The 21,152-nt window shown below is 70.7% G+C and carries 21 protein-coding genes; 18 read left to right on the top strand and 3 right to left on the bottom strand.

What is annotated here, in order from left to right:
* The 11 genes from CK240_RS18755 to CK240_RS15340 all read left to right on the top strand — a co-directional run.
* Nucleotides 1-313: Gfo/Idh/MocA family oxidoreductase (locus CK240_RS18755; protein WP_205957869.1), on the top strand; the 313-nt coding region annotated here is incomplete at its 5' end.
* Between the two features lie 125 nt (nt 314-438).
* On the top strand, nt 439-1,248 hold the full coding sequence (locus CK240_RS15385) for an SWFGD domain-containing protein (RefSeq protein WP_240517489.1): 810 nt from the start codon (nt 439-441) through the stop codon (nt 1,246-1,248).
* 130 nt (nt 1,249-1,378) lie between these two features.
* Nucleotides 1,379-2,683 (top strand): cation:proton antiporter, encoded by a 1,305-nt coding sequence (locus CK240_RS15380; protein WP_095641214.1) that lies wholly within the window; start codon nt 1,379-1,381, stop codon nt 2,681-2,683.
* Nucleotides 2,684-2,794: 111 nt separating this feature from the next.
* Complete coding sequence (locus CK240_RS15375; protein WP_205957868.1) at nt 2,795-3,091, top strand: hypothetical protein; 297 nt, start codon at nt 2,795-2,797, stop codon at nt 3,089-3,091.
* Nucleotides 3,088-3,288 (top strand): hypothetical protein, encoded by a 201-nt coding sequence (locus CK240_RS15370; RefSeq protein WP_095641213.1) that lies wholly within the window; start codon nt 3,088-3,090, stop codon nt 3,286-3,288. The genes CK240_RS15375 and CK240_RS15370 overlap by 4 nt, the downstream gene beginning before the upstream one ends.
* A gap of 56 nt (nt 3,289-3,344) precedes the next feature.
* Nucleotides 3,345-3,605: a hypothetical protein gene (locus tag CK240_RS15365; protein WP_095641212.1), complete on the top strand. Its 261-nt coding sequence runs from the start codon at nt 3,345-3,347 to the stop codon at nt 3,603-3,605.
* A 1,075-nt stretch (nt 3,606-4,680) separates the two neighbouring features.
* Nucleotides 4,681-5,643 (top strand): Bug family tripartite tricarboxylate transporter substrate binding protein, encoded by a 963-nt coding sequence (locus CK240_RS15360; protein WP_240517485.1) that lies wholly within the window; start codon nt 4,681-4,683, stop codon nt 5,641-5,643.
* Between the two features lie 60 nt (nt 5,644-5,703).
* A complete protein-coding gene (locus tag CK240_RS15355; protein WP_095641211.1) occupies nt 5,704-6,186 on the top strand; it encodes a tripartite tricarboxylate transporter TctB family protein in 483 nt (160 codons plus the stop codon).
* Between the two features lie 4 nt (nt 6,187-6,190).
* Nucleotides 6,191-7,690 carry a tripartite tricarboxylate transporter permease gene (locus tag CK240_RS15350; protein ID WP_095641210.1) on the top strand — a complete coding sequence of 500 codons (1,500 nt, stop codon included), beginning with the start codon at nt 6,191-6,193 and terminating at the stop codon, nt 7,688-7,690.
* Nucleotides 7,687-8,730 carry a four-carbon acid sugar kinase family protein gene (locus CK240_RS15345; RefSeq protein ID WP_205957867.1) on the top strand — a complete coding sequence of 348 codons (1,044 nt, stop codon included), beginning with the start codon at nt 7,687-7,689 and terminating at the stop codon, nt 8,728-8,730. The genes CK240_RS15350 and CK240_RS15345 overlap by 4 nt, the downstream gene beginning before the upstream one ends.
* Nucleotides 8,727-9,431 (top strand): FadR/GntR family transcriptional regulator, encoded by a 705-nt coding sequence (locus CK240_RS15340; protein ID WP_205957871.1) that lies wholly within the window; start codon nt 8,727-8,729, stop codon nt 9,429-9,431. The genes CK240_RS15345 and CK240_RS15340 overlap by 4 nt, the downstream gene beginning before the upstream one ends.
* 11 nt (nt 9,432-9,442) lie before the next feature.
* On the opposite strand, the gene CK240_RS15335 is transcribed toward CK240_RS15340, so the two are convergent.
* The 3 genes from CK240_RS15335 to CK240_RS15325 are packed head-to-tail and all read right to left on the bottom strand — an operon-like array spanning nt 9,443 to nt 12,727.
* Complete coding sequence (locus tag CK240_RS15335; protein WP_095641208.1) at nt 9,443-10,561, bottom strand: iron-containing alcohol dehydrogenase; 1,119 nt, start codon at nt 10,559-10,561, stop codon at nt 9,443-9,445.
* Nucleotides 10,562-10,586: 25 nt separating this feature from the next.
* The gene (gene pdxA / locus CK240_RS15330; protein ID WP_095641207.1) at nt 10,587-11,537 is read right to left on the bottom strand and encodes a 4-hydroxythreonine-4-phosphate dehydrogenase PdxA; all 951 of its coding nucleotides are present in this window, start codon (nt 11,535-11,537) and stop codon (nt 10,587-10,589) included.
* The gene (locus CK240_RS15325; RefSeq protein ID WP_095641206.1) at nt 11,534-12,727 is read right to left on the bottom strand and encodes a sialidase family protein; all 1,194 of its coding nucleotides are present in this window, start codon (nt 12,725-12,727) and stop codon (nt 11,534-11,536) included. The genes pdxA and CK240_RS15325 overlap by 4 nt, the downstream gene beginning before the upstream one ends.
* A 255-nt stretch (nt 12,728-12,982) precedes the next feature.
* On the opposite strand from CK240_RS15325, the gene CK240_RS15320 reads away from it, so the two are divergent.
* Genes CK240_RS15320 through CK240_RS15290 form a run of 7 tightly spaced genes read left to right on the top strand, consistent with a single transcriptional unit; the run spans nt 12,983 to nt 20,924 of the window.
* Nucleotides 12,983-14,485, top strand: a complete 1,503-nt coding sequence (locus CK240_RS15320) for an ABC transporter substrate-binding protein (RefSeq protein ID WP_095641205.1) — start codon at nt 12,983-12,985, stop codon at nt 14,483-14,485.
* Nucleotides 14,486-14,543: 58 nt separating this feature from the next.
* Entirely contained in the window at nt 14,544-15,458 is a 915-nt protein-coding gene (locus CK240_RS15315) for an ABC transporter permease (RefSeq protein ID WP_095641204.1), read from the top strand.
* A 10-nt stretch (nt 15,459-15,468) separates the two neighbouring features.
* On the top strand, nt 15,469-16,389 hold the full coding sequence (locus tag CK240_RS15310; RefSeq protein ID WP_095641203.1) for an ABC transporter permease: 921 nt from the start codon (nt 15,469-15,471) through the stop codon (nt 16,387-16,389).
* Nucleotides 16,382-18,001 carry an ABC transporter ATP-binding protein gene (locus CK240_RS15305; protein ID WP_095641202.1) on the top strand — a complete coding sequence of 540 codons (1,620 nt, stop codon included), beginning with the start codon at nt 16,382-16,384 and terminating at the stop codon, nt 17,999-18,001. Before CK240_RS15310 ends, CK240_RS15305 begins: the two co-directional genes overlap by 8 nt.
* Nucleotides 18,002-18,025: 24 nt before the next feature.
* Complete coding sequence (locus CK240_RS15300; protein ID WP_095641201.1) at nt 18,026-18,913, top strand: dihydrodipicolinate synthase family protein; 888 nt, start codon at nt 18,026-18,028, stop codon at nt 18,911-18,913.
* Nucleotides 18,910-19,881: a phosphoglycerate dehydrogenase gene (locus tag CK240_RS15295; RefSeq protein ID WP_095641200.1), complete on the top strand. Its 972-nt coding sequence runs from the start codon at nt 18,910-18,912 to the stop codon at nt 19,879-19,881. The genes CK240_RS15300 and CK240_RS15295 overlap by 4 nt, the downstream gene beginning before the upstream one ends.
* The gene (locus CK240_RS15290) at nt 19,878-20,924 is read left to right on the top strand and encodes an Ldh family oxidoreductase (RefSeq protein ID WP_095641199.1); all 1,047 of its coding nucleotides are present in this window, start codon (nt 19,878-19,880) and stop codon (nt 20,922-20,924) included. The genes CK240_RS15295 and CK240_RS15290 overlap by 4 nt, the downstream gene beginning before the upstream one ends.
* Nucleotides 20,925-21,152: the final 228 nt, after the last annotated feature.

Genomic DNA, 21,152 nt, shown 5'->3' with positions numbered 1-21,152 from the left:
TGTCGCCAACAAGAAGCGGATCGACCTGTGGGGGTCGAAGGCCGTGGCCGTGCTGGACCCGGCGACCGAATACTTCGGCAACCGCCTGACGCTGAGCACCGCCGAAGGGGACGAGATGCCCACCCCGTCGAAACCCAGCGAGCAGCAGTTCACGGGCGAGATCGACCATTTCAGCCAGGCCGTCCGCGACGGGGTTCCCATCCTGACCCCGGCCGAGATGGGCCTGCGCGACATGCACCTGCTGGAAGCGATCTACATCTCGGCCGAGCGGGGCGAGTGGGTCGAGGTGAACCCCGACGGCACCCTGCGCTGACCGCTCCCCCCGGGGGCCGCGTCCGTTACGCCGGAAGGGTCGGGCGCGGGAACGGCGGCGGGCCGCGGGGGGTTGGGACAGAGGTGGATTTCCCGATCCACGCTCACCGCCCGAGGAGGATGCAGATGGCACAGGACTGGGACGATCGCCACGGACGGGGCCGCGGCCGGGATGAACCGCGCCGGGACCGGTCCCGCGGCTGGATGGACAGGGCAGGGGACGAGGTCCGGTCCTGGTCCGGCGACGAGGACGCGGAACGCCGCCGCCGCATGGACGAGGCGCGCGGCTACGGCATGATGGGCTTCGAACAGCGCGATGCCCGCATCCTTGACGATCGCGACCCCTATGGCGGCCGCTTTTCGGACGGGCCGGGCCATGATCCCGGCTATGGCGGCAACTACGGCTTTCCCGATCCCGGCATGACGGCACTGGGCATGGGCATGTCCAGCTATCCCCCCAGCCTCGGGATGGAACGCGGGCAGCCCGACGACCGCGGGCAGGGCTTCGGCCGGCGCGGAGAAAGCTGGCGCGGGGAAGACTGGCACGGCCGGGAGGAGCGCGGCCTTCTCGACCGCGCGGGCGACGAGGTCGCGTCCTGGTTCGGGGACGAGGATGCCCGCCGCCGGCGCGAGATGGACACGGGCCACCGTGGCCGGGGCCCGCGCAACTACAGCCGCTCGGACGACCGCATCCGCGAGGACATCAGCGAGCGCCTGTCGGACGATCCCCGCCTGGATGCCACCGACATCGAGGTGTCCGTCAGCGGCGGCGAGATCACGCTGGACGGGACCGTGGACAGCCGCTTCGCCCGGCGCCATGCCGAGGACCTGGCCGAAGCCTGCTCGGGCGTGCGGCACGTCCAGAACAACCTGCGCGTCACCGACCGCCATCCCGATGCCGGACGCATCGGCGGAAGCGGCCCGCTGCGGGACTGAGAACCGCCGCCGCCCCGCGCGCGCCCCGCGCAAGGGCGGCGGCCCCCCGGGGCCGTTCGAAGGACACGGGCCGGGCCCTGCCCGGCCGGCCTGCCGCCCGCATAACTGAACCCCTGACCGCGCAGGTGCCATGGTCCCGCTGCTCGCCCCCGATCCCTACATCCTTGTCCTAACCGGCGTGGGCTTCCTGATCGCGCTGGTGGCCTGGCTGCCGCTGGCGCTGCGGCGGCTGCCCTTGTCGCTGCCCATCGTCTGCATCGGACTGGGCGCGGCGTTCTTCCTGCTGCCCGGCGCGCGGCTGGTGCCCTCGCCGCTGGACTACCCCGAGTTCACCGAGCGCTTCAGCGAGTTCGTCGTCATCATCGCGCTGATGGGGGCGGGGCTGAAGCTCGACCGCCCGTTCGGCTGGCGGCGGTGGGAGGTCAGCTGGCGGCTGATCCTTGTCACCCTTCCCCTCAGCATCGCGGCGATCACGCTGCTGGCCGGGACATGGATGGGGCTGGCCTGGCCGGTCGCGCTGCTTCTGGCCGCCTCGCTGGCCCCGACCGACCCGGTGCTGGCCGCCGACGTGCAGGTCGGCCCGCCCCGCACGGGCGAGGAGGACGAGGTCCGCTTCGGCCTGACCTCGGAAGCGGGAATGAACGACGGCGCGGCCTTTCCCTTTGTCCACCTGGCCATCGCCCTGTCGCTGGCCGCCTCGACCGGAGAGCCCTGGGCCGCGAAATGGCTGGGCTACAACGTCCTGTGGGAAATCGGCGCGGGCATCGCGGGCGGCTGGCTGATCGGCCGTGCCTTCGGCTGGGTCACCTTCCGCATCCCGGCCGAAACGAAGCTGGCGCAGACCGGCGACGGGCTGATCGCGCTGTCGGCGACCTTCGTGTCCTACGGCCTGACCGAGATCATCCATTCCTACGGCTTCCTGTCGGTCTTCGTGACCGCGCTGACCTTCCGCGCCGCCCACCGCAGCCACGACTTCCACCGCGAGATGCATGACGTGACCGAGCAGGTCGAGCGGCTGGCGATGATGGTGCTGCTGCTGCTGTTCGGCGGCGCGCTGGCCAAGGGCCTGCTGTCGGGGCTGGCGCCCGGCGACGTGGTGGCGGCGCTGGTCATCCTTCTGGTGATCCGTCCCGCGACCGGGCTGATCGGCCTTCTGGGGCTGAAGGCCTCGGCCAGCGAGAAGCTGACGATCGCCTTTTTCGGCATCCGCGGCGTGGGCTCGGTCTATTACCTAGCCTACGGGCTGAACCACATGGAGGCCGACGGCCCCGAGCGCCTGTGGGCCGTCACGGGGCTGGTGATCCTGGTCTCGATCCTCATGCACGGACTGACGGTCACGCCCATCATGCGCCTGCTGGACCGCCGCCACGGCCGCGACCCGGATGCCGATGAGGCCACGCCGCCCCCGGGCTTTCAGGGCCCGGCCGCGGACTGAGCCGGGCGGCGGTTTCTGCCCCGGTCCCGCCCTTTCGGGGGAACATGGCGCCCGCCCGGTCGTTGATCCCCTGAACGGCCGCGCCACGCGGCACCACGCAGGGGAAAGCTCATGGCAAATGCAAGCAGCAAGAAGTTCGGCGCCGGCCAGCAGGACCAGGGCAAGGGCGACGGCTCGGGCGGCATGGCCCCGCTCGAGCCCGATGCCCCGCTGCCGGTCGAAGTCCTGTCGAACCGCGACACCTCGCGCCATTCCGACCAGCGCGGGCTGGATTCCCGCCATGTCCAGACCGAACAGGGCCACGACAGCGTGGCCAGCCACGCGCCCGGCGAGGGCGAGGCGGGCGACGTGGACCGCGAGAAGCTGGCCGACGAGCGCCCCGAGGGCCGCACGGAGCAGGGGCAATGACCAGCAGCAAGCACCCGAAGACCGACAGCCCCTCGGACGCCGACCTGCGGCGTGATCCCGGTATCGGCAGCTCGAAGGGCGCGACCGGCTCGGACCCCGAGCTGGACGGCGAGAACACCTTTGAGGGGGACGTGATGAACGACACCACCCCCGAAGGCGGCATCGACCCGAACCAGCGCGGCCGCGAGAACAAGTGACACCCGGTCCCGCGCCCCTTTCCGGGCGCGGTGGCCCCTTGGGAAAGGAGACCCGCATGAGCGGCGACAAGACCCACCAGCAGCAGCGCCAGATCATCGAAGGGCGCGTGGACACCAGCAATGCGGACAAGGACTTCGATCCGCGGCCTTACCTGAACGCCTCGAAGGAGGTGCGCGACCGCATCACCGAGACCGACCTGCCGCGGAACCCGACGCCGCTGGCCAGCGACGACGGCAACCCGATGCTGCGCGGCGAGAACCAGGAAAGCCAGCACAACAAGCGCAGCGGCCAGCCCGAGGACCAGGACAAGGGCTGACCGCCCGGCAGGCCCGGCCTGCCCGCCACGGGCAGGCGGCATCCTGCCGCAAAACCGGCAGCGCGCCGCCTGCGTCCCGGCCACATGTGGCAGGGCCGCGCAGGAAGGCTTGGGGAATACGGCGATCCGGTTCCTGCCGGGCCGGGCACCCGTCCCCGGCAAAGCCTGCGGACGCAGGCTGGATGCGGTCGGCCCCATGGCGGCGAGGCATGGCCCCATGGCCCCGGCCCCGCCCATCCGCCGGGTTTCCCAACCGTTTCCCGTCAGCGCCGGTTCTCGTCGGGACGGGCGCCCGGACGACGCGGCGGGGGTCCCCGGACCCCGATCCGGCCGGATGCCGCCGACCTGTCCATTTTGACAACTAACCAAGGACCGCCGCAGGCGCTATTTCTTAGACAGTTGATGAGTTCGCCGGTTCGGGCATGTTAGAAGTACCAACGAGGGGCCGAACCACCCCTCGTTTATTTTTCCCCGACATCACGCTTTAGACCCCCCGCCCCGGCGGCTGGCAGGGATCTCATGGTCCTGTCCCGCAGGCGGCCGGTCCCGAAAGCCGCCGTGCTCCCTTTCAAGGATCGTCACCGCCCGCGGGACGTTGGCCGGACGCAGGCCGAGGTCCCGGCCCGCGGGATGCGGGCCGCTGCCACAGGGGGGCACAGGCGACCGGAACGGCCTGTCTGCGGCCGAGCCGCGCCGCATGGACGACCTGCCCGCCTGAGCTGACGCGGCGGGGCAGGCGGCAACGACCGGGCGCTTGGACGCGGGCTGATCGACGCCCGGAAGGGGCGCCCGGGTCGGGGCAGGTTTCGCGCGCCGGGACTGATTACAGCCGATTTCCGACGACTTGGACGGCTGCATGGGTAAGACGGCAGCCTTCCCCTACCACTACAGGGCAAGGGCGCGATCCTGCCCGGCATGTTCCGACAACAGGCCCTGAAGTTGTTCATGCATCAAGCTGCAACCTGTTCCGATGCAGGCCAAGGTTACATTTCTGGTGCGGTTCTGACGCATGAACAGTTGACAACATCCATGTTCTTCACCCACTCTCGCGCCCATTGGCTTGGGAGGGCATCCGATGAAGGCACTGGCAGGCAGCGTTGTGCTGTTGGCTCTGGCGGCGACGGCCGGGCAGGCCGCCACTTACCCCGGGAAGACGATCGAGATCGTGGTTCCTTATGCCGCAGGCGGCGGAACGGACCTGTCGGCGCGCATTCTCGCGGAATCCCTTCAGAAGCATCTGGAAGGCAGCACCGTCGTCGTGCGGAACGAGCCGGGCGGCGGCGGGTCGAACGGCACCGGCAAGGGCCTGAAGGCCGAGGCCGACGGCCACACGCTGACGATCGGGGCGCAGGGACCGATCGCGCTTCTGCCGCATTACGGCGCGACCACCTATTCCATCGCCGACGTGGATTTCCTGGGCCTGATGGGCCGGAACCTCCAGGTCGTGCTGGCCTGCAAGGACGCGCCCTTCAGGACCTTCGCGGAATTCATGGACCATGCCCGCGCCAATCCCGGCGCGACGCTGATCGGCAACTCGGGGGCGGGCGGGGCGAACCACCTGTCCTTCGAGGCCTATGGCAAGGCCACGGACACCAGCTATGAGCACGTGCCCTTCGGCGGCGCCTCCGAGGCGCTGACGGCCTGCGCGGGCGGCCATATCGACGCCGTGACCGCCACCCCGGCCGAAGCGCGCCCCCATGTCGAGGGCGGCGCCGTCACCCCCCTGTTCGTGATGGAACGCGAGCGGATCGCCGACATGCCCGAGGTGCCGACCGCGGTCGAGAACGGCGTGGACTTCACCTGGTCGTCCTGGAAGGGCGTGATCGCCCCCAAGGGCATCCCCGAGGACGTCCGCGCCACCATCACCGCGGTGCTTGCGGCGGCGATGGCCGATCCCGGCTTCGTCCAGAAGATGCAGGAGATGGGCGAGTTCGTGGACTTCCGCGACCCCGCCGGGTTCGAGACGCTGGCGCGCGAGGACAGCGCCCGCGCCGAAGGGCTGATCCGCGATCTCGGCATGTACGGGATGAACAAGTAACCAGACCCGCGGCCGTGCCCCTAGACGGGGGGCGGCCGCGCCAGCTTCCAGGACGCGCCCGTGACCCAGCCCGACCGATCGGATCTTGCCGCCGGACTTGTCTTCATCGCCATCGCCGCCGCCTTCGCCTGGGCGGCGCTGGACGTGCGGATGGGGACGCTGCTCAGGATGGGGCCGGGGTATTTCCCGCTGGTCCTGTCGGTCCTGCTGGCCGCGCTGGGGGCGCTGATGCTGCTGCGCGGGGCGCGGCGGCCTGCGGCACCCGCAGGGCCGGGGCAGGGGCAGGGCCCCTCCTTCCGCGTGGCCTGGCGGCCGCTGCTGCTGGTCTGCGGATCGGCGCTGTTCTTCGCCCTGACGCTGGAGGGCCTCGGCCTGCCGCTGACCACCTTCGCGACCCTGCTGATCGCGGCCTCGGCCAGCCCGCAGTTCCGCCCCGCCGAGGCGCTGCTGACCGCCGCCGCCTTTGCCGCCGGCGCGTGGGTCGTCTTTGCCATGCTTCTGGGCCTGCCCTTCCGCTTGGCCGGCACCTGGATCGGGGGCTGAGGCGATGGAGTTCCTTGCCAACATCGGCCTTGGCTTCTCGACCGCGCTGAGCGTCGCCAACGTCCTTTACTGCTTCCTCGGCGCGCTGCTGGGCACCGCCATCGGCGTCCTTCCGGGGCTGGGGCCGGTCGCCACCATCGCCATGCTGCTGCCCATGACCTTCGGGCTGGAACCCGTCACCGCGCTGATCATGCTGGCGGGGATCTTCTACGGCGCGCAATACGGCAGCTCGACCACCGCGATCCTGATCAACCTGCCGGGCGAGGCCTCGTCGGTCGTGACCGCGCTGGACGGCTACCGGCTGGCGCGGCAGGGCCGGGCGGGCACGGCGCTGGCGGTGGCCGCGCTGGGGTCCTTCTTCGCCGGAACCGTCGCCGCGCTGATCATCGCGCTGTTCGCCCCCGTGCTGGCCGCCGTCGCGCTCAGCTTCGGGCCGCACGAGTATTTCTCGCTGATGGTGCTGGGGCTGGTCGCCTCGGTCGCCATCGCCTCGGGTTCGGTCGAGAAGTCGCTGGCGATGATCCTGCTGGGCGTGCTTCTGGGGCTTGTCGGGCAGGACAGCCAGACCGGGGTCGGGCGGCTGACCTTCGGGATGACCGACCTGCTGGACGGGGTCGAGTTCGTGGCCATCGCCATGGGCCTGTTCGGGCTGGCCGAGATCGTCCAGAACCTCGAAAACCCGGCCGAGCGGAACTCGTCCGTGGCCCGCATCGGCGGGCTGCGCCTGTCGCGGCAGGAATTCCGCCAGATGCGCGGCCCCGTGCTGCGGGGAACGGCGATCGGGTCCATCCTCGGCATCCTGCCGGGCGGCGGCGCCACCATCGGGGCCTTTGCCGCCTACATGGCCGAGAAGCGGCTGTCGCGGACGCCCGAAAGGTTCGGGCAGGGCGCCATCGAGGGCGTGGCCGCCCCCGAGGCCGCCAACAACGCGGGCGCGCAGACCTCGTTCATTCCGCTGCTGACGCTGGGGATCCCCGCCAACGCCACCATGGCGATGATGACAGGGGCGCTGATCCTGCACGGCGTCACGCCGGGGCCGAACATCATCTCGGGCGAGCCCACGCTGTTCTGGGGGCTGATCGCGTCCATGTGGGTGGGCAACCTGATGCTGCTGGTGCTGAACCTGCCGCTGATCGGCGTCTGGGTGCGGATGCTGTCGGTGCCCTATCGCGTGCTGTTCCCGCTGATCGTCGCGCTCAGCTGCATCGGCGTCTACACGGTGTCCAACAGCACCTTCGACGTGATGATGATGGTTGCCTTCGGCGCCCTGGGCTACCTGTTCTTCAAGCTGCAATGCCAGCCGACGCCCCTGCTGCTGGGCCTCGTCCTGGGCCCCATGCTGGAGGAAAACCTGCGCCGCGCGATGCTGACGGGGCGGGGCGATCCGACGGTGTTCCTGACGCGGCCGATCTCGGCGGGGCTGCTGGTCCTGGCGGTGATCTGCCTTGCGGCGATGATCCTGCCCGCCGTCCGCCGGACGCGCGAGGTCGCGTTCGAGGAATGAGCGGCGCGGCGCCCCGGCTCGCCATCATCGGCGACGACCTGACCGGAACGCTGGATGCCGCCGCCCCCTTCGCGGCGCGCGGCGCGAAGGTGCAGGTGGCCCTGAACCCCGCGGCCCTGCGGGAGGCGCTGGCGGAAGCGCCCGAGGTGGTCGCCGTCTCGACCGACAGCCGCGAGATCGCGCCCGGGGACGCGCAGGCCGCCGTCCGCGTTGCGGTCGCCGCGCTGCCGCCCGGCACGCCGGTGTTCAAGAAGATCGACTCGCGCCTCAAGGGGAACGTGGCGGCCGAGCTTTCGGCGCTGGACTTCCGCCGGATGCTGGTCGCCCCCGCGATCCCCGACTTCGGCCGGATCGTGACGGACGGCGCGCTGCGGGGCTTCGGCGTGGACAGCCCCATCGACGTGGCGGCCCTGCTCGGGCCCCGGGGCGCGGGGGCCGAGATCCCGGACACGCCGGATGCCGCCGCGATGGCCGCCGCGCTGGCGGGGACGCAGGCGGATCTGCTGGTGGGCGCGCGGGGCCTTGCCGAGGCGCTGGCGGCGCGGCTTCTGCCCGCCCCGCCGAAACCCGTCGCCGGCTTGCCGGGTCCGAGGGCGCTGTTCGTCGTGGGCTCGCGCGATCCGATCACCATGCCGCAGGTGCAGGCATTGCGCCGGATCGGCGTCGCCCTGTCCGAGGCGCCGAACGGCCGGGTGGAACCGGCGCGGGATGCGGATCTTCTCGTGGTCCAGGCCGTGCCCGGCACGCCCCCGCTGCCCCCGGCCGAGGTCGCGCGGCGGCTGGCCGAGGGGGTCGCGCCCGGACTGACCGGGGGCCGGCAGCTTCTGCTGCTGACGGGGGGCGCGACGGCGGCGGCGGTGCTGGACCGGCTGGGGCTTGCCTGCCTGCACCTGCTGGGGGAATGCCTGCCCGGCCTTCCCGTCTGCCGGGCCGGGGATTTCACCATCGTCACCAAGTCGGGCGGTTTCGGATCGCCCGAAACGCTGGTAACCGTAAGCCGGTTGATCAACCAAAGTTCACAAGCGGGCCCAAGACCGTGACTCCTCGCCGCAGCCTTGCCGATGTCGTCTTCGAACGCATGGAGCAGTCGATCAAGTCCGGCGCCTATGCCGATGACGAGCGGCTGCCGACCGAGCACGAGATGGCGGCCGAGTTCCAGGTTTCGCGCCCCATCGTCCGCGAGGCGCTGCGGCGGCTTCGCGAAAGGGGGCTGATCTATTCGCGGCAGGGCGCGGGCAGCTTCGTGCGCACGCTCGGGCTCAAGAACCCGCTGGGGTTCGGGCCGCTCGAGAACGTGGCCGACCTGCTGAACTGCTACGAGTTCCGCCTGACGCTGGAACCGGCGGCGGCCGCGCTGGCGGCGGAACGCCACGAGCCCGACACCCTTGAGGCGATCGCCTCGGCGCTGGCGCTGATGCGGGATGCGACCAACCGGCAGGCGCATCGCGAGGATGCGGACTTCCAGTTCCACCTGGCCATCGCGGTTGCGGCGGGGAACAGCTATTTCTCGACCAGCATGGCCGCGCTGCGCGACCACATCGCCGCCGGGATGAAGTTCCACGGCGTGTCCGTGAAAAGCCAGGCGTCCGGGCTGATGCGGGTCTTCGGCGAGCACGAGCAGATCTTCGAGGCGATCCGCGACCGCAACTGCGAACATGCCCGGCAGGTGATGTACGACCACCTGCTGGGCTCGCGCGAGCGCCTGTTCGAGCGGCGCCGCCCCGAGCCCGCCGCCGTCTGATCCGCGCGGCCCTAGAAGGCCGCGCGATAGATTTCCAGCACGTCGTCCACGCTCATGTCGCGGGGGTTGTTGTCCATCAGCCGGCGGATGCCGTGGGCGTCGCGGGCAAAGCCTTCAAGCTGGTCGGCGGTCGCGCCATGCGCCGACAGCCGCATCTCGACCCCCAGGTCGCGGCAGAAGCCGCAGGCCGCGTCCAGCAGCCCGCCCGCGTCCCCGGGCGACAGATCCAGCGCGCGGGCGACCTCGGCCGTCTTTGCGGGCGCGGCGGATTCGTTGAAGGCCAGCACATGCGGGAAGATGATCGCATTCGCCAGTCCGTGCGGCAGGTGCAGCAGCGTTCCCAGCGGATAGGACAGCGCGTGGCCCGCCGCCGTGTTCACCGGGCCGAGGCAGATGCCGCCGTAGAAGGACGCGAGCATCATCCCCTCGCGCGCCTCGGTGTCCTGCCCGTCGCGGACCGCGCGGGCAAGATAGCGGCCCACGAGGTCGATGCCCATGCGCGCAAAGCCGTCGATCACCGGATGCGCGCGGCGGTTGGTGAAGGCCTCGACGCAATGCGCCATCGCGTCGATGCCGGTGGCGGCGGTCACGGCGGGGGGGACGGTGAAGGTCAGCTCGGGGTCCAGCACGGCAAGGTCGGCCAGCAGATGCGGGCTTTCGACCGCGATCTTGGCCCCGCTGCCGGGATTGGTGATCAGCGCCCGGATGCCGGCCTCGGACCCGGTGCCGGCGGTGGTGGCGACCTGCGCCAGCCGCGTGCGCCGGCCCGCCACGCGGTTCGGCCCGGCCACGTCGTCAAGCGTCTGCGTCCCGTCCCACATGGCCGCCACCAGCTTGGCCGCGTCCAGCACCGAGCCGCCGCCCAGGCCCACCACCAGGTCGGGGCGCGCCGCGCGGGCGGCGTCAAGCGCGGCCTCGAAGGTGGCGATGTCGGGCTCTCCGGGGATCGCGTCGAAGATCGTGACCTCGCCCGGCAGCGCCAGCCGGTCCGCGAAGCCCGAGGTGTGCGGGCTTGCCAGCACCAGCACGCGGGCCGCGCCCTCGGCCCAGGGACCGACGCGGCCGGATGCGCCCGCCCCGATCTCGATCCGGGGGGGCATGTGCAGGGTGATGCTTCGTGCAAGCGCCATGGTCTGTCCTTTCATCCTGCCCGTCTCAGCCCCGCCCGCCCGCGACCAGCCTGCGGGCATAGGCGATGGCGGCGTTCATGTTGCCGTGGTTGGCGATACCCTTGCCGGCGATGTCGAAGGCGGTGCCGTGATCGACCGAGGTGCGGTCGATCGGCAGCTCGACCGAGACGTTCACGGCGTCGTCGAAGGCCACCAGCTTGATCGGGATGTGCCCCTGGTCGTGATACTGCGCGACCACAAGGTCGAAGGCGCCGTTGTGGGCGCGGTGGAACACCGTGTCGGCCGAGATCGGCCCCTGCGCGTCGATCCCTTCGGCCCGGGCGGCGGCCACGGCGGGGGCGATCTGGTCCTCGTCCTCGGTCCCGAACAGGCCGTTTTCGCCGCAATGGGGGTTGATCCCCGCGACCGCGATGCGGGGCGCGGCGATGCCGATGCGCTTGAGATGGCTGTTCCCGGCCCGGATCGTGGCCAGCACGCGTTCGGTCGTGGCCCGCCGGATCGCCTCGTTCAGCGAGACATGGGTCGAGACATGGATCACCTTCAGCCGCTCGGAGGCAAGCAGCATGTAGGCCGCCTGCGAGCCCGTCAGCGACCGCAGCATCCCCGTGTGGCCGTCGTAATGGTGCCCGGCGGCGTTCAGCGCCTCCTTGTTGATGGGGGCGGTCACGATGCAGCCGATCCGGCCCGCCTCGGCGTCGCGCACGGCGCGCTCGATGAAGCGGAAGGCCGCGTCGCCCGCGACCGGCGACAGCCGGCCCCAGGGCAGGGGGGCGCCCTCGACGGGCAGGTCGACCACCCGGTCCGCCAGGTCCACCTCGCAGCCGACGGCGGCCTTCGCGGCCTCCAGCGTGGGGCGGTTGCCGTAGATCAGGGTCCGGGCGCGGTCGGCCCCGGACATTCCGGCCAGGGCCTTGACGCAGATCTCGGGGCCGACGCCCGCGGGGTCGCCCATGGTGATGCCGATGATGTCGCTCATGCAGATGCCTTTGTGCGGGTGGCCCAGCCCGGTGCAAGCCGGACGTGCTTGATGGCGCGCCGATGGTAGGTGTAGCTGAGATGCAGCGTCCCGTCGGGCGCTTCCAGCAGCCAGGGATAGGACATTTCCCTGTTCCGCCCGTCGGTGGAATCGTTGCTGGTGCAGGTGCCGGGGCCGTCCTCGATCACCAGCCGCTGCGGAAAGGTCAGGCCGTTGTCGGCGGACAGGCAGACCGCCACCGGCGCGCGCGGCACGCCCCAGACGGGGGTGCAGCCCCCCGCGGGGTCGGCGTCGGGGCGGCCGTCGTCCTCGCCCAGTTCGTCGTAAAGCGAGGCGCGGCGGTCCATCGACGTGGCCGCCGAGGCAAGATTGCAGATCAGCGCGATCCGCCCGTCGCGCAGGCGGATGCCCGCCACCGACGAGTTGTTGTTGGGCAGGTCGGTCGGATGCGGCGCGGCCCAGCTTCGCCCGCCGTCCCGGCTTTCGGTGCGAAAGACGCGGTCGGCCTGACGGCGGCGGAAGAAGGCGGGGATCACGCCGTCCTGCGCCGGAACCGGCCCGAAATGGACGCAGCCGAGGGAGCCGTCCAGCTCCTCGAGCCGCCAGCTTGCGCCCCCATCTTCCGAAACGCCCATCGCCGCGATGTCGTGGCTGCCGTTCCACTTGCGCCCCGGTTGCGGGACGCAGCGGAAGATCGGCAGCAGCCAGGCGCCGTCGTCGCGCAGGCCCGCGTTGCCGCGCACGAAGCAGCCGCGCGGCAGGTCGAGGAACCGCCCCGCCCCGGCGGTGATCCGCGACGGGTCGGCCGGGTCGCGCGACAGTTCCGCCATGCGGACGCGGCATTCGTCCTGGTTGCCCGCGGGCTGCGAGGTATGGAACAGCCACAGCCTTCCGTCCGGCGCCCGGAAGACGACCGGGTTCTGTTCCGAGTGGTCCGGGTCGTGGCTGAGCCGCTGCGCCGGTCCCCACTTTTCGGCACCGGGCACCAGGACCGAGGCGAAGATCGAGATGTCCGACCTGCCTTCCAGCGTGCCCCCGAACCAGCAGCACAGAAGCGCGCCGTCATCCAGCAGGTGCAGGAAGGACGCGTGGTTCTGGATCATGGGCGAGGGCAGGAATGCCTCGTCGCGGCCGGGCGCGGTGGCGCGCAGCCGGCCGTCCATGGCCTGGGCGATCAGATCGGGGGTCAAGGCAGCCTCCTCCTGCGGTCGTGCAGATCAGCGGCGCGAATCGGCCAGTTGTCAAGTCACATGCATAACGTGATCGGGGGTCCGAGGGAATGATCTAAGTCAGTGCATTGTTTTATATGATATTGTTCATCACCTATTCTATCCGAAATTGGCTGTCGAAGTTGATTGACAATTTGACGACTGCCGTTGTCTTTTGGAACAGGGCGGTCCACGGCGGCCTCCACAGCATTCATCGCACCTGGGAGGGGGGAGAGAATGATCAACAGGTTGCTTGCCACGACCGCGCTCGCGCTGGCCGTGTCGCTGTCGTCGGCCCTCGCGGCCGAGACCGACGTCCGCATCGTCCTGTCCGAGGACCTGGACCTGCTGGAGCCCTGCATGGCCACGCGGTCCAACATCGGCCGCGTGATCCTGGAAAACGTCAACGAGACGCTGACCGAATACGACACCCAGGGCGGCGGCGGGCTGCGGCCGCGGCTGGCGGAACGCTGGGAACAGCAGCCCGACGGAAGCTGGCGCTTCCACCTGCGGCAGGGCGTCACCTTCTCGGACGGCAGCACCTTCGACGCGCGGGACGTCAAGCACAGCTTCGACCGGGCGATGAACAGCGCGATGACCTGCGAAACCCCGCGCTATTTCGGCGGCATGACGGTCACGGCCACGGTTGTGGACGACCACACCATCGACTTCGCCGCCGACCCGGTGCAGCCGATCCTGCCGCTGCTGATGTCGCTGGTCACGATCGTCCCCGAGGAAACCCCGGTCGAGTTCGTCCGCGATCCCGTCGGCACCGGCCCTTATGCCGTCACCGAATGGACGCCCGGCCAGCAGATCGTCCTGACCCGCCGCGACGGCTACTGGGGCGAACAGCCCGCCGTGACCTCGGCCACCTACCTGTTCCGCACCGACCCCGCCGTGCGCGCCGCGATGGTGCAGACGGGCGAGGCCGACATCGCGCCCTCGATCGCGCAAACGGATGCCACGAACCCGGCGACCGACTTTTCCTACCTGAACTCGGAAACGGTCTATCTGCGGGTGGATCACTCGGTGCCGCCCTTCAACGACGTCCGGGTGCGCCGCGCGCTGAACATGGCCATCGACCGCGCCGCCTTCATCGGCACGCTGCTGCCCGAAGGGACCGAGCAGGCCGTCGCCATGTTCCCGCCGACCACGCAGGGCGCGAACCCCGACGTGAAGCCCTGGGCCTTCGACCTGGAAGGCGCGAAGGCGCTGCTTGAGGAAGCGCGCGCCGACGGCGTTCCCGTGGATGCCGAGTTCACCCTGATCGCCCGGACCGAGAATTTCCCCGGCGTGACCGAGGTGATGGAGGCGACCCTGCAGATGCTGCAGGACGCGGGCTTCAACGCGAAGCTGCAGATGTTCGAGGTCGCCGACCACGAGCGCTTCTATTCCAAGCCCTACCCGGCCGACCGCGGCCCCTATGTGCTGGCGGCGATGCACGACAACAACAAGGGTGACCCGGTCTTCTCGATGTTCTTCAAGTACGACAGCGAGGGGCGGCAGTCCGGCGTCAGCGACCCCGGGGTCAACCAGATGATCGCCGAGGCCTCGGCCGCGACCGGGGACGAGCGGGCGCGGAAATGGTCCGACCTCGTGGCCCACCTGCATGACGAGGTCGTGGCCGACGTGCTGCTGTGGCACATGGTCGGTTTCAGCCGCGTCAGCGAGCGGCTGGATTGGCGGCCGTCGATCGCGACCAACTCGCAGCTGCAGTTGGCGCAGATCGGCTTCAGGTGACGCCAACCGCCCGGCCGGTCCTCCCCCCGGCCGGGCATCTTTCGCAAAGGACGGGCAGATGTTCGGCTTTATCCGGCAGCGCGCCATCGCCAGCCTGATCTCGCTTCTGGGACTGGTGGTGCTGGTCTTCTTCCTGTCGCGCCTGACAGGCGATCCGGCGGCGCTGTTCCTGCCGATCGACGCCACCGACGAGATGCGCCGGCAGTTCCGCGAGATCCACGGGCTGAACGACCCGCTGGCGGTGCAGTTCTGGCACTATCTGGGCGACCTGGCGCGGCTGGATTTCGGCGACTCGCTGCGCCGTGCCCGGCCGGCGATCGAGATCGTGCTGGAAGCCTTCGCCTGGACCTTCCAGCTTGCCGTCATCACCATGGCGATCGTGACGGCGGCGGCCATCGCCGTGGGCGCGCTGGCGGCCTTCCGCGTCGGCGGCCTTTTCGACCGCATCGCCTCGGTCACCTCGCTGGTCGGGGCCTCGGCGCCCGATTTCTGGATCGCGATCCTCGGGATCGTGCTGTTCTCGGTCACGCTGGGGTGGCTGCCCACGTCGGGCACCGGGACGCCCCTGCACTGGATCCTGCCCATCGGCGTGCTGTTCATCCGCCCCTTCGGCCTGATCGTGCAGGTGGTGCGGGGGTCCATGATCACCGCGCTGTCCTCGGCCTATGTCAAGACGGCCCGCGCCAAGGGCGTCCGCAGCGGGCCCATCATCTTCGTGCACGCGCTGCGCAACGCCATGCTGCCGGTCATCACCGTGATCGGCGACCAGGCGGCGGCGCTGCTGAACGGCGCGGTGGTGGTGGAAACGATCTTCGGCTTTCCCGGGATCGGCAAGCTGATGATCGATTCCATCCTTCAGCGCGACTTCAACGTGATGCTGGCCGCCATCATGGTCACGGCGCTGGCGATCTTCCTGATGAACCTGCTGATCGACCTGGCCTATGCGCTGCTCGATCCCCGGATCCGGCACTGAGGAGCCGCCCATGCCCCTGTCCGCCACCGACACGATCCCCCAGGAGCCCGGCGCGCTGCGCCGCCTTGCCCGGATGCTCTGGGCCGACAAGTTCGCGCTGGCGGCGGCGCTGTTCGTCTTGCTGGTGGTGGTGCTGGCGGTCGTCGGGCCGATGTGGCTGGAAGGCGCCGCGACGCGGCAGAACCTGCGCGGGCGCAACCTGCCGCCCTTCTCGCTGGCGCAGGGCTGGCTGGGGGTGCTGGGCGCCGACGCGCTGGGGCGGCCGCTGCTGGCGCGCATCATCGTGGCCACGCGCAACACCATCACCATCGCGGCCGGCGCGGTGCTGTTCTCGGCGGTCATCGGGACGATGCTGGGGCTGGTCGCGGGCTACATGGGCCGCGCCGCGGGCCAGGTCATCCTGCGGCTGGCCGATGTCATCATGTCCTTCCCGTCGCTGCTGCTGGCGGTGATCGTGCTTTACATCCTCGGGCCCTCGGTGGCGAACCTGATCGTCGTGCTGGCGATCACCCGCATCCCCGTCTACCTGCGCACCACCCGCGCCGAGGTCATGGAGGTGCGCGAGCGGATGTTCGTGCAGGCCGCGCGGGTGATGGGCGCCTCGCGCTGGCGGATCATCTTCCGCCATATCCTTCCGGTCGTGCTGCCGACGCTGCTGACGGTGGCGACGCTGGATTTCGCCTTCGTGATGCTGGCGGAAAGCGCGCTGTCCTTCCTGGGGATCGGCATCCAGCCGCCCGAGATCACCTGGGGCCTGATGGTGGCGCAGGGGCGGCAGTACCTGCAGACGGCCTGGTGGCTGTCGGTCTGGCCGGGCCTGGCCATCATCCTGACCACGTTGTCGCTGAACCTGCTGTCTGGCTGGCTGCGGATCGCCCTGGACCCGACGCAGCGCTGGCGGCTGGAAATGAAGGGACGCCGCAATGGCTGAGCATCTGCTGGAGGTCAGCGGCCTTTCGGTTGATTTCCACACCGCCGCGGGGGTGGTGCACGCCGTCCGCGGCGTCAGCTTCCACGTCGATCGCGGCGAGACGCTGGCGATCCTGGGGGAAAGCGGCTCGGGCAAGTCGGTCTCGGCCTCGGCGATCATGAACCTGATCGACATGCCGCCCGGCCATATCGCCGGGGGCAGCATCCGCTTCGACGGGCGGGACCTGCTGCGGCTGACCGACGATCAGCGCCGGCAGATCAACGGCCGCCGCATCGCGATGATCTTCCAGGACCCGCTGAGCCACCTGAACCCGGTCTATTCCGTGGGCTGGCAGATCGTCGAAACCATGACCGCCCACGGGGTCGCCCGCGACCACGCCCGGGCCGAGGCGCTGCGGCTGGTCACGCGCGTCGGCATCCCCGACCCGGCGGGCGCGCTGCGCAAGTATCCGCACCAGTTCTCCGGCGGCCAGCGGCAGCGGCTGATGATCGCCATGGCGCTGGCGATGAAGCCCGACCTGCTGATCGCGGACGAGCCCACCACCGCGCTGGACGTGACCGTCCAGGCCGAGGTGCTGGCCCTGCTGGAAGAGCTTCAGGCCGAAACCGGCATGGCGGTGCTGATCATCACCCACGATCTGGGCGTGGTGGCCGAGATCGCCGACCGCGTGGTGGTGATGAACGCCGGCGAGGTGGTCGAAACGGGCGAAACGGACGCGGTCTACCGCAACCCCTCGCATCCCTACACGCGCAAGCTGATCGGCGCGGCCCCGGGAAAGGGAGAGATGCACGCCCCCCTGTCCCCCACCGCTCCCGTGCTGAGCGTGCGCGACGTGGTGAAAAGCTACGGCGAGTTCCGCGCGCTGGACGGCGTGGGCTTCGACCTGATGGCGGGCGAGACGCTGGCCGTTGTGGGCGAATCCGGGTCCGGCAAGTCGACGCTGGCGCGCATGCTGCTGCGGCTGGACGAACCCGATTCCGGCGTCGCGATGTGGAAGGGGCGCAACCTTTTCACCCTGCCGCCGGCCGAGCTGTTCGCGCTGCGCCGCGACCTGCAGATGGTGTTCCAGGATCCGACCCAGTCGCTCAACCCGCGGATGACGGTGTTCCAGCTGATCTCCGAGGCCTGGGTGATCCATCCCGACATCCTGCCGCGCGCCCGCTGGCGCGAGCGGGTGGCCGAGCTTCTGGCGCAGGTGGGCCTGCGGCCCGAGCACGCCGCCCGCTATCCGCACCAGTTCTCGGGCGGGCAGCGCCAGCGCATCGCCATTGCCCGCGCGCTTGCCATGGAACCCCAGCTGATCGTCTGCGACGAGGCGGTGTCGGCGCTGGATGTTTCGGTCCAGGCGCAGGTGATCGAGCTTCTGGACCGGCTGCGGCGCGAGATGGGCATCGCCTTTGTCTTCATCGCCCATGACCTGCCGGTGGTGCGCGACTTCGCCGACCACGTGATGGTCATGCGGAAAGGCCGCGTGGTCGAGCATGGCAGCGTGCGGCAGGTCTTCGAGGCGCCGCGCGAACCCTACACCCGGGCGCTGCTTGCCGCCGGGCTGGACCCCGACCCCGAGGTGCAGGCCCGCCGCCGCGAGGCACGGCTTGCCGCCGCCCTCTGACCCTTCACTTCCCCGGAGACCCCGATGACCCCTGCCAAAGCCTTCGTGGCGCTTGTCACCTGTTTTAACGATGACGAGACGATCAACTTCGACGCCACCCGCGCCCAGGTCCGCCGCCAGGTGGACGCGGGCAACAACATCATGTGCGCGGGCACGAACGGCGATTTCACCGCCCTGACCTTCGACGAGAAGGTCGCCCTGACCGAGGCGGTCGTGGACGAGGTGGCGGGTCGCGCGCAGGTGATCGTGAACGCCGGGATGCCCGCGACCTTCGAGACGCTGAAGCTCGCCCGCGAATTCGACCGCATCGGCGTGGACGGGATCGCCGTCATCACGCCCTTCTTCATCGCCTGCACGCAGGACGGCCTGGTCCGCCATTTCTCGACCGTCGCGGACGGGGTGGAAACGCCCGTCTATCTTTACGACATCCCCGCCCGGACGCAGAACCACATCGAACCGGAAACGGCCGCGACCCTCGCCGGGCACGGCAACATCGCCGGGATCAAGGATTCGGGCGGCGCGCAGGACACGCTGGAAGCCTATCTGGCGGTCGGGCGCGCGCATCCGGGCTTTGCCGTCTATTCCGGCCCCGACCATCTGGTCCACTGGTCGCTGATGAACGGGGCGGCGGGCTGCATCTCGGGCCTGGGCAACGTCATGCCGGGCGTGCTGGCCGCGATCATCCGCGCCCATAACGCGGGCGACCATGCCGAGGCGGAACGCCAGCAGCAGATCTTCGGCAATTTCCGCAAGGACCTGTACGGTCTCGGCTACCCGCCCGCGCTGGTCAAGCGGGCGCTTTTCCTGATGGACAACTCGGTCGGCGCCAGCCGCCAGCCCGCGCTGCTGCCCGATCCCGCGCAGGACGCGCAGATCGCCGCGATCCTGCACCGCTACGAGCTGTCCGCATGACCGTCATCCTCACCACCTCGCCCGGCTTCGGCAAGCACGGCCGGGTGACGCAGCGCCTGGCCGAACTCGGGTGGGAACTGATCCGCTGCACCGACACCAGCCGCCCCGACGGCGGCATGGCCGGGCATGTCGGGCGGGCCGACTACCTTGTCGTCGGCCTGGTGCCGGTGACGGCGGCGGCGCTGGAGGGCGCGGTGCGGCTGAAGGGCGTGCTGAAGCACGGCGTGGGCGTGGACAACATCGACATCCCCGCCTGCACCGCCCGCGGCCTGCCCGTCGCCAACACGCCGGGCGCCAATGCCGACGCGGTGGCCGAACTGGCGGTCGGGCTGATGTTCGCGCTGGCGCGCAACATCCCGGCAGGGCACGCCAGCGTCGTTTCGGGCGGGTGGGACCGCAGGGTCGGCTCGCAGCTTGGCGGCAAGACGCTGGGGATCGTGGGCCTGGGCAACATCGGCCGCAGGCTGGCCCTGCTGGCGCGCGGCCTTGGAATGCGCGTGGCCGCGGCAGACCCCCATGCCGACCGGGCCTTCGCGGCGGCCAACGACATCGCGCTGATGGAACTGGACGACCTGCTGGCGGCCGCCGACTACGTGTCGCTGCATGTCTTCGGCGGCGCGGGGAACGCCGCGCTGATCGACGCCGGGCGCATCGCGCGGATGAAGCCCTCGGCCTGCCTGCTGAACCTGGCGCGGGGCGAGGTCGTGGACCTCGACGCGCTGGCCGGGGCGCTGGACGCCGGACGCCTGGGCGGGGTGGCGCTGGACGCCTATGTGACCGAGCCGCCGGATGTCTCGCATCCCGTCTTCCGCCACCCGCGCGCGGTCTTCATGCCCCATTCCGGCGCCGACACCGTCGAGGCGCTGGAGAACGTCGGGCTGATGAACATCGCCGACATCCAGGAACTGATGGCGGGCGGCCGCCCCGCCCGGGTGCTGAACCCCGAAGTCTTCGAGGACCGCCGATGAGCGACGCGACTCCGCGCCCCGCCGGGGCCCTGCGCGACTTCGCCCGCCGCATCTTCGGGGCCGCGGGCCTGGCCCCCGACAAGGCCCGCGCCGTTGCGCATTACCTGGTCGAGGCCGACATGATGGGCCACACGACCCACGGGCTGGCGCTGGCTCCCTGGTACCTGGCCGGGATCGACGAGGGCGTCGTGACAAGGGACGGCACGCCCGAGGTGATCTCGGACCGCGGGCCCGCCGTCTGCTGGCGCGGGCGGCGCCTGCCCGGCGCCTGGCTGGCCGAGCAGGCGATGCTGCTTGCCTGCGCGCGGGCGCGCGACTTCGGCACGGCCACGGTGGTGGTCGGCGACAGCCACCACAACGGCGCGCTGGCGGCCTATCTGCCGATCGCGACGGGGCAGGGGCTGATGGCCTCCATCGCATCCTCCTCGCCCTCGGGCGCGCAGGTCGCGCCCTTCGGCGGGCTGAAGGGGGTGATGACACCGAACCCGGTGGCCTATGGCATCCCGGTGCCCGGACGGCCGATCCTGATCGACCTTTCGGCCTCGATCACCACGGTCAACCTGGCGCAGCGGATGATCCGCGCGGGGGAACGATACGACCACGACTGGGTGATGGATGCCGAGGGCAACCCCAGCCGCGACCCCGAGGTGCTGACCGCGGGCGGCACGCTGCTGCCGACGGGCGGGCTGGACCACGGGCAGAAGGGCTACGGGCTTGCGCTTGCGGTCGAGGCGCTGACCCAGGGGCTTGCGGGCTATGGCCGGGCCGACGCGCCCAGGGGCACGAATGCGGCCATGACGATCACCGTCCATGACCCCGAGGCCTTCGGCGGCGCCCGCGCCTTCCTGCGCCAGACCGGCTGGCTGGCCGAGGCCTGCCGGTCCAACCCCCCGCGCGACCCTTCCCGTCCGGTGCGCCTGCCGGGTCAGGCCGCGCAGGCAAGGCGGGACCGCGCGCTGGCCGAGGGGGTGACGCTGCATCCGGGCATCTGGGAGGCGCTGTCGGCCGAGGCCGAGAAGCGCGGCCTCGGCTGGGCAGGATAGCGCATGGTTCCGGGGCCGGGGGGCAGATGCACGGCGGGGTGCCGGGGTCCGGCCGCGCCATGCCCCCGCGCAGGCCGGGTCGCCGCGCCGCAGGATGAAGCCGCTGCGGCGGCAGTCATCGCGCGCAAGGGCCTGCGCCGCAGCGGGGAAACCCCGTGAATGGCTGACGCGCCTGCGCGCACTAAGGGTGGTCGGGGGATGCTTTCCGGCTGGAAGGACGCCCCCCGG

Source organism: Paracoccus salipaludis, from assembly GCF_002287065.1.
Lineage (GTDB): Bacteria > Pseudomonadota > Alphaproteobacteria > Rhodobacterales > Rhodobacteraceae > Paracoccus > Paracoccus salipaludis.
This window is presented reverse-complemented; position numbering and strand designations above follow the sequence as displayed.